Raw genomic sequence first — 644 nt, 5'->3', positions numbered from 1 at the left:
GCTGCGCACCGAGAAGCTGCAGCTGATGGTGGCCGATGCGCGCGGGCACGGCTCGCGCGCGGTGACGCTGGACGTCGACACGCTGGACACCTACGACGTGACGCCGCAGACGCTGGATCGCATCGGCGTCAGCGCCCTGAGTGCCGCGGTGCTCGGGCCGTTGACGCCGGGCGGCGCCGGCGACACGGCCGGCCTGCGCCGCGGCGACCGCGTGCTCGACATCGACGGCGTGCCGGTGCCGGACGCCAACCGCATGCTGCAGCTGATCCGCGCCAATGGCGCCGACGGCGAATCGACGGCCATGCCGTGGCGGGTGCAGCGCGGCACCCAGGTGCTCACGCTGAGCGTGCGCCCGGCGGTCGCGGTGGACGGCGGGCAGCGCGTCGGCCGCATCGGGGCCGGCATCGCGGCGTCCTACGAGATGGTGACGGTTCGCTACGGACTGTGGGGCGGCATGACGCAGGCGGTGCAGCGCACCTGGGACTCATCGGTGCTGACGATCAAGATGCTCGGCCGCATGCTGATCGGCCAGGCCTCGCTGAAGAACCTGAGCGGCCCCATCACGATCGCCGACTACGCCGGCAAGTCGATCCAGCTCGGCCCGGTCTATTTCCTGATGTTCATCGCCGCGGTCAGCGTGAGCC

1 protein-coding gene is annotated in these 644 nt (G+C 71.7%); it reads left to right on the top strand.

Translation table 11 applies throughout. The features are described 5' to 3' along the window. Positions 1-644: site-2 protease family protein (locus AC1D12_RS34815; protein ID WP_477845599.1), on the top strand; the 644-nt coding region annotated here is incomplete at both ends.

Source organism: Rhizobacter sp. P1_G5 (genome assembly GCF_056405435.1).
Note: the sequence above shows the minus strand (reverse complement) of the source record. Positions and strands in the feature narration are given on the sequence as shown.